We start from the raw sequence: 6,788 nt of genomic DNA, 5'->3' as shown, positions 1-6,788 counted from the left end.
GGCATGACCGGCGAGACCGTGCCCGTCCGGCTGATCCGGATCGGCGAGGAGACGGCGGACCGAGAGGCCGCGTCGGCGCTCGACGCCGCGGCGGCCGTCGTCGTCGCGACCGGCTACCAGGCCCGCCTCCCCGAACTGCTCGGGGAGGACGGCGGCGGGCTCACCGTCCGGGTCGAGGGCACCGCCACCGACGTGGCGCGGGTCGCCCTGCTCGTCCTGGGCGACGGCTCGACCGACGAGCGGCTGCTCGCCTACGGCCTCGGCGCCGGGCTCCGCATCTCCGGGGCCACCGGAGGCGAATCGGGCTACACCCGCAGGGCGGACGGGGTCTGGCTCTACCAGAACGGCATCGGGGACATCGTCCTCGACCACCTGCCCGCCCTGCGCGGCGACGTCCGTCGGCACGCCCACTCCACGACCATCGAGGTGACCCAGCGATGACCATCGTCCGGAAGGCCGTCATCCTGGCGGCGGGAACGGGGAGCCGGCTCGGAGGAGAAGGCCCCAAGACGCTGACCCCGGTGCACGGCCGGTCGATCCTGCACCGGTCGCTCGACCAGCTCGCCGCGGTCGGCGTCCGCGAGGTCGTCCTCGTCGTCGGGCACCTGGCGGACGAGGTGAGGGCCGCGGTCGGCGACACGTACGCCGGCATGGCCGTCTCGTACGTCGTCTCCGATCGCTTCCGCACCACCAACAACGCCTACTCGCTCTGGCTCGCCCGGGAGCACCTGACCGAGGACCTCTACCTCGTCGAGGGCGACGTGGTCTTCGGGCCCGGCCTGCTCGACCGGCTCGCCTCGCACCACGCCCCGGCCGTGTGCGCCGTGGCACCCTGGCGCAAGGGCATGAACGGGACGGTCGTCTCCGTCACCGGGGACGGAGGCGTCGGACGGTTCCACGTCGGCGCGCAGCGCGAGACCGAGGGCGGCGGGTCCGAGGGCCTGTTCAAGACCATCAACGTGCACCTGCTGCGCGGGGCGTTCCTCGCGGACCGCTTCGGGCCGGCGCTCGACCGCCTGATCCAGGACGGCGGGACGGACGCGTTCTACGAGGGCGTCCTCGCCGGTCTCGCCGCCGCGCACGAGGGCGAGGTCGGCGCCGTGGACTGCGGCGACCTGCCGTGGTACGAGGTGGACGACCTCACCGACCTCGGCGCCGCCGTCTACGAGTTCGGCGACGACGAGCAGCGGCTGGAGCAGCTCTGCAAGCTGTACGGCGGCTACTGGCGGCACGACGTGGTGGACCACCGGCTGCTGTACAACCTCTACTTCCCGCCCGCCGCACTCGTCGACGAACTGGCCGCGGACTTCCGGGAGTCGCTGGTCCACTACCCGGTGGGCCACGCGGTGCTCCAGCAGCTCCTCGGCGCCGTCATCCGGCAGCCCGCCGACCGCCTCGTGGTGGTCAACGGGGCGTCGGAGCTCATCAAGATCCTCGGTCACACGCTGGACAAGGTGGCGCTGGCCGTCCCCGGGTTCAACGAGTACGAGGCCGTGTTCGAGGAGTCCGCCATCCAGCGCGTCCTCCTGCCGGGGCCCGACTACCGCCTCGACGTCGACGACTTCACCGACCAGGTGCGGGCGGCCGGATCGCGGGCGGTCATCATCACCTCGCCGAACAACCCGACGTCCATGGCCGTCCCCCGGGAGGACCTGGAACTCCTCTGCAAGCGCCTGGCCGCCCAGGACTGCCTGCTGGTCGTCGACGAGTCGTTCGTGGACTTCTGCGACGAGGGCCAGAGCCTGGAGCCCACCCTCGAGGACCACCCGAACCTCGTGATCGTCAAGAGCATGAGCAAGGTGTACGGCGTGGGCGGACTCCGCCTCGGCTACCTCCTGTCGGCCGACCTCGACCTCGTCGCGCGGTTCCGCGCCAAGCTGCCCATCTGGAACATCAACGGCCTGGCGGAAACGTTTCTGCGTCTGCTGCCCAGGTACCGTCAGGCGTTCCTGCGCAGCTGCGAACTGGTGCGCCGGGACCGCGACGAGTTCTACGAGCTGCTCAGGGACGTGGACGGGCTGACCGTCTGGCGCCCCGACGCCAACTACGTCATGGTCCGCCTGCCCGACGGCGTGACCGGCCCCGAGGTCGTGCGCGCGCTCTTCTCCGAGCACAAGATCCTCACCAAGGACTGCGCGGGCAAGTCCATGCCGGACGGCGAGCAGTACCTGCGCGTCGCCTGCCGCACCCCGGCCGAGAACCGGGCCTTCGCCGAGGCGCTCGGACAGCTCGTCACCGCCGCCACGCGGACGCCGGCCGGCGTGGGCCGTACGGCTCCGGCGCACGGGGGCCGATGACATGGCCGCACCCCTCGCGCCGAGCCCGTCCGCCCCGCCGGGCCACGACACCGGCTCCCTGACCGTCCGTGCCCTGAGCTGCCCGGCCACCGACGATCCCGTCGCCCTCGCCGCCGCGCTCGCCGAGCAGCTGCACCGCTACACCGGTGACGACCTCACCGCCGTCGTCCGCGACCCGGACGGCCGCGCCCTCACCGCCGCGCCGCTGCGCGCGGACGCCCGCCTGCTGCACGCCGGACTCGCGGAGATCCTCGCGAAGCCGGAGGCGTACGCGGCCACGGCGGCTCCGGAGCCGGTCGGGACCCCCGCCGACGGGGCCCCGGCCGCCCGCCCGGACGAGACCGCCGAGCCCGGCCTGACCGTCACCGTGGAAACCGCAACCGCAGCCGGATCCGCGACCAAGCCCGGCCCCGAGCTCGGAGCCGTACCGGAACCGGTCGGCCTCGTGGTCACGCTGGATTCGGGCCTCCCGTCCCTGACCGACGGCATCGTCCGCGCCGTCCGGGAGCACGGAGCCCGCTTCGTCGCGGCGGCCCTCCACGCCCCGGACGTCCCGCTCAAGGACCTGCCGGGCGCCGACCCGCACACCCACGAGCACGCGCCGGAGACCGACGCCGCGACCCCCGACGTGCCGATCCACGCCCTCGTGGAACCGCACGCCGTGGAGGGCGCCGACCGGATCGCCGTCCGGTGCGGCGACGAGGCACTGACCTACGGCGAGCTGTGGGCCCGCGCCACCCGGGTGGCCGCGGGCCTGGGCCGCGCGGGCGTCGGCCCCGGCGCGCTCGTCGGCGTACTCGCCGAGCGCGGCGTCGCGGCGGTCGTCCACCTGCTGGCGTCCTCGATGGCGGGCGCGTGCGCGGTGCCGCTCGATCCCGGCTACCCCGACGCGCGCCTCGCCCTGATGACCGGTGACCCACGCCTCGTCGCGGTCGTCGCCGCGCCCGAGCACGCGCACCGCGTCCCGGGCAACGTGCCGACGCTGCCGGCCGACGACCTCGACCGGCCGTCGTCACCGGAACTCCGCCCCGGCCCCGACGCCCCCGGACCGGGAGCCACGAGCGCGGGGCCGGACGGCGACGGCGACCGCGGCCACCGGCTCGCGACCCTCATGTACACCTCCGGCTCGACCGGCGCGCCCAAGGGCGTGGAGATCACCCACCGGGGCATCGTGCGGCTCGTCCGCGACGAACGGATCGCCTTCCGGCCGGACGACGTCGTGCTGCACTGCGCGCCGCTGGCGTTCGACGCCTCGCTGCTGGAGATCTGGGGCGCCCTCGCGCGCGGCGCGGTCCTGGAGATCGCGCCGCCGGGCCCCCTCTCGCTCTCCGAACTCGCCGAGGTCGTCCGCGAGCGCGGGATCACGGCCCTGTGGCTCACCGCGGGACTCTTCCACCAGCTCGCGGAGTACGAACCCGACTGCCTGGAGCGGGTCCGCCTGCTCCTCACCGGAGGCGACGTCGTGTCGCCGCACCACGTGCGCGCGGTGCTCACGCGGTGGCCGGGGATCGCCGTGGTGAACGGCTACGGGCCCACCGAGAACACCACCTTCACCACGTGCCACGTCCTCGCGGACCCCGCCGGCGCGGCCGGCGCGAGCCTGCCGATCGGACGGGCCGTCGCCGGGACCGGCGTCCACCTCCTCGACGCCTACGGCAACCCCGTGCCCCCCGGGGTGCCCGGGGAGCTGTGGACCTCCGGCGACGGCCTGGCGCGGGGGTACGCGGGCCGGCCCGACCTCACCGCGGAGCGCTTCACCACCCCGGACCGCGGCCCCCTCCAGGGCGTCCGCATGTACCGGACCGGCGATCTGGCCACCCTCCGCGACGACGGCGCGCTCGACTTCCTCGGCCGCCGGGACCTCCAGGTCAAGGTCAACGGCTACCGCATCGAGCTGGCCGAGATCGAGGCCGCCGTACTGGCCCACCCGGACGTGCGCCAGGTCTGCGTCGTGGTCGAGCCCGACGCCTTCGGCGGCAAGCGGCTGAGCGCCCACGTCGTCTCCGGCGCGGACGCGGCCCGGCTGACGCGGGAGCTGAGGCTCGCCCTGCGCTCCCGCCTCCCCGCGTTCATGGTCCCCGCGCGCTGGACGGTCGTCGACAGCCTTCCGCTGACGGCCAACGGCAAGACCGACCGCGGCCGCCTGACCGCGGCCCCCGCACTCCAGAAGGACTGATCCCGCCCATGACCCCTCCCGCCTCCGTCCACGCGTCCGTCGTCGCCATCTGGTCCGACGCCCTCGGCGTCGGCCCCGACGAACTCGACGCCGACGCCGACTTCTTCCTCCTCGGCGGCCACTCCCTGCTCGCCACCCAGATGATCGCCCGGGTCGAGCGCGCGCACGGCGTCAAGCTCCGCCTGCGCGACGTCCTCGACCACCCCTTCCTCGGGGAGTTCACCGAGCTGGTGGCCCGCGCCGCCGCCTCCACGGCCTCCCCCGCCCCTGCCCCCGCCGACGCCTGAGAGGAGGGCCCGTGAGCACACCCACCAGCCGCGCCCTTCCCACCCTGAGCTATCAGGAGGGGCGCCTGCGCATGGACGAGATCTCCCGCCGCGAGTCCCTCCCGTCCCTGCGCACCATCACCCAGGCGTACCGGATCGAGGGCCCCTTCGACCCGGCGGCCCTCCGCTCCGCCCTCCGCGAGGTGGTGGGACGCCACGCGGCGCTGCGCACCACCTTCACCGGCGGCCCGCACCAGCAGCACGTTCGGGACCAGGCCGAGCCCCGGCTCGACGAACGGTCCGTCGCCGGTGAGGCCGACCCCGAGGCGGCGGCGGTACGGGCGGCCCGCGAGGCCGCGCTCGCGCCGTTCGCCGCCGACGAGGCCCCCCGGCTGCGCGCCACGCTGATCACGCTCTCGGAGGCGGACCGCGTGCTCGTGCTGGCCTTCGACCACCTCGTGGTCGACGCCTGGTCGCGCGGCCTCGTCCTGGAGGAACTCGGCGCCTGCTACCGCGCGTCCCGCGCCGGCGAGGCGTCCGGCCTGCCCGAGGTCGAGTACGGCTACCAGGACCACATCCGCGACCAGCAGGAGCTGCTGACCGGGCCGGAGTACGAGCGGCTCCTCTCGTACTGGTCGAAGACGCTCGACGGGACCGGCGCCATCCCGCGCCTGGTCACCGGCCGCGCAGGGGCGGGCCTGCCCGTCGACTGCGGCACGGCCGTCGTCCGGATGCCCGCCCCGCTCGCCGACGAGGTGCGCGCCCTGGCGAGCCGGGAACGCTCCACGCTGTTCCTCGTCGTGCTGACCGCCCTCCAGGTGGCGCTGCGCCTGCACGGCGGCGGCTCCGACCAGGCGACCGCCGTCAACCTCTACAACCGCGACACCCTCGGCACCGAACGGCTCGTCGCCCCGCTCGCCGAACTCATGGTCGTCCGCGTGGACTCGGCCGGCGCCGTCACCTTCCGCGACGCGCTGCGCCTGGTCCGCGACGGTACCCTCGACGCGCAGGAGCACGCCGGGCTGCCCTACCCCGAGCTCGTCAAGGCGCTGAACCCCGCCGAGTACGCGCGCCCCGACGCGCCCGTCGGCGTCGTCCTCAACATGCTCTACGCGGAACTGCTGGGCGGCGCCTTCGACACCGCCGACGCCACGTGCACCCCGTTCACCGTCCCGCAGACGGCGGCGCGTCCCCGCAGCGAACTGATGGTCGTCGGGAGCTCCGGTCCCGACGGGCTCGACCTGTCGGCCCGCTACCAGAGCGACCGCGTCGACGCCGACTTCGTCGCCCGGCTGCTCGACACCCTCGTCGAGATCCTGACGACCGCGGCGCGCCGCCCCGACGTGCCCCTCGCCGAGCTGGCCGCCGCCCCGGTGCGGCCGTGAGCGGCACGGAGCCCGCCGCGGACCGGAAACCGGTGGCCGAAGGAGGTTCGCGGCGGGAGGAGCGCGCCCTGCGGGCCGCCTTCGCCGTGTCCTCGACGGGCGACTGGATCTTCCGGTTCGCGCTGCCGCTCCTGGTCCTCCAGGAGTCGGGCTCGGCCATGCTCGCCGCCGTCACGTACGCCGTCGAGTACGTGCCGTACCTGTTCTTCGGCCTGGTCAGCGGCGTGGTGGCGGACCGGAGCGACCGGCGGCGGCTGATCGTGGGGTGCGACGCCCTCTCCGCCGTCATCAGCTGCGTCCTGACGGTGATCTGCCTGACCGACGGGTTCTCGCTGTACGCGGTGATGGCGCTGGCCTTCCTGCTCTCCTCGATCCGGCCGTTCCACTTCCCCTCCTTCCAGGGGCTGCTGAGCGAGCGGGTCCCCGAGGACCGCAGGCCGGTCATGAACGCCTGGCTCCAGGGCACGGACAGCTTCCTCAGCCTCCTGGGGCCGGTCGCCGGAGCGGCCATCGTCGTCTTCGTCGGCCCGGCGATCGCCAGCGGTCTCAACGCGGCGTCCTTCGCCGCCTCGGCCCTCCTGGTCTGGGTCCTCCGCGGGGCGAAGGCCGGCGCCGCCGCCCCCGCGGCGCCGCCCGGCGAGCCGGCCGCGTCCCGCCGGGGTGA

General features: G+C 74.6%; 5 protein-coding genes and 1 pseudogene. All 6 read left to right on the top strand.

The features are described from left to right. Positions 1-441, top strand: a pseudogene (locus IE321_RS40000) (hypothetical protein); the annotation flags it as partial. Next, positions 438-2,297 carry an aminotransferase class I/II-fold pyridoxal phosphate-dependent enzyme gene (locus tag IE321_RS39995; protein WP_190226558.1) on the top strand — a complete coding sequence of 620 codons (1,860 nt, stop codon included), beginning with the start codon at positions 438-440 and terminating at the stop codon, positions 2,295-2,297. The pseudogene IE321_RS40000 and the gene IE321_RS39995, both read left to right, overlap by 4 nt. Position 2,298: 1 nt before the next feature. Further along, the gene (locus IE321_RS39990) at positions 2,299-4,473 is read left to right on the top strand and encodes an amino acid adenylation domain-containing protein (RefSeq protein WP_190226557.1); all 2,175 of its coding nucleotides are present in this window, start codon (positions 2,299-2,301) and stop codon (positions 4,471-4,473) included. 8 nt (positions 4,474-4,481) lie between these two features. Next, positions 4,482-4,760 (top strand): acyl carrier protein, encoded by a 279-nt coding sequence (locus IE321_RS39985; protein ID WP_190226556.1) that lies wholly within the window; start codon positions 4,482-4,484, stop codon positions 4,758-4,760. 11 nt (positions 4,761-4,771) lie between these two features. Beyond that, positions 4,772-6,124 (top strand): condensation domain-containing protein, encoded by a 1,353-nt coding sequence (locus IE321_RS39980; protein ID WP_190226555.1) that lies wholly within the window; start codon positions 4,772-4,774, stop codon positions 6,122-6,124. Beyond that, the coding region (locus IE321_RS39975; protein WP_190226554.1) for an MFS transporter at positions 6,121-6,788 on the top strand (668 nt) is incomplete at its 3' end. The genes IE321_RS39980 and IE321_RS39975, both read left to right, overlap by 4 nt.

Source organism: Streptomyces hydrogenans (genome assembly GCF_014656075.1).
Classification (GTDB): domain Bacteria; phylum Actinomycetota; class Actinomycetes; order Streptomycetales; family Streptomycetaceae; genus Streptomyces; species Streptomyces hydrogenans.
Note: the sequence above shows the minus strand (reverse complement) of the source record. Positions and strands in the feature narration are given on the sequence as shown.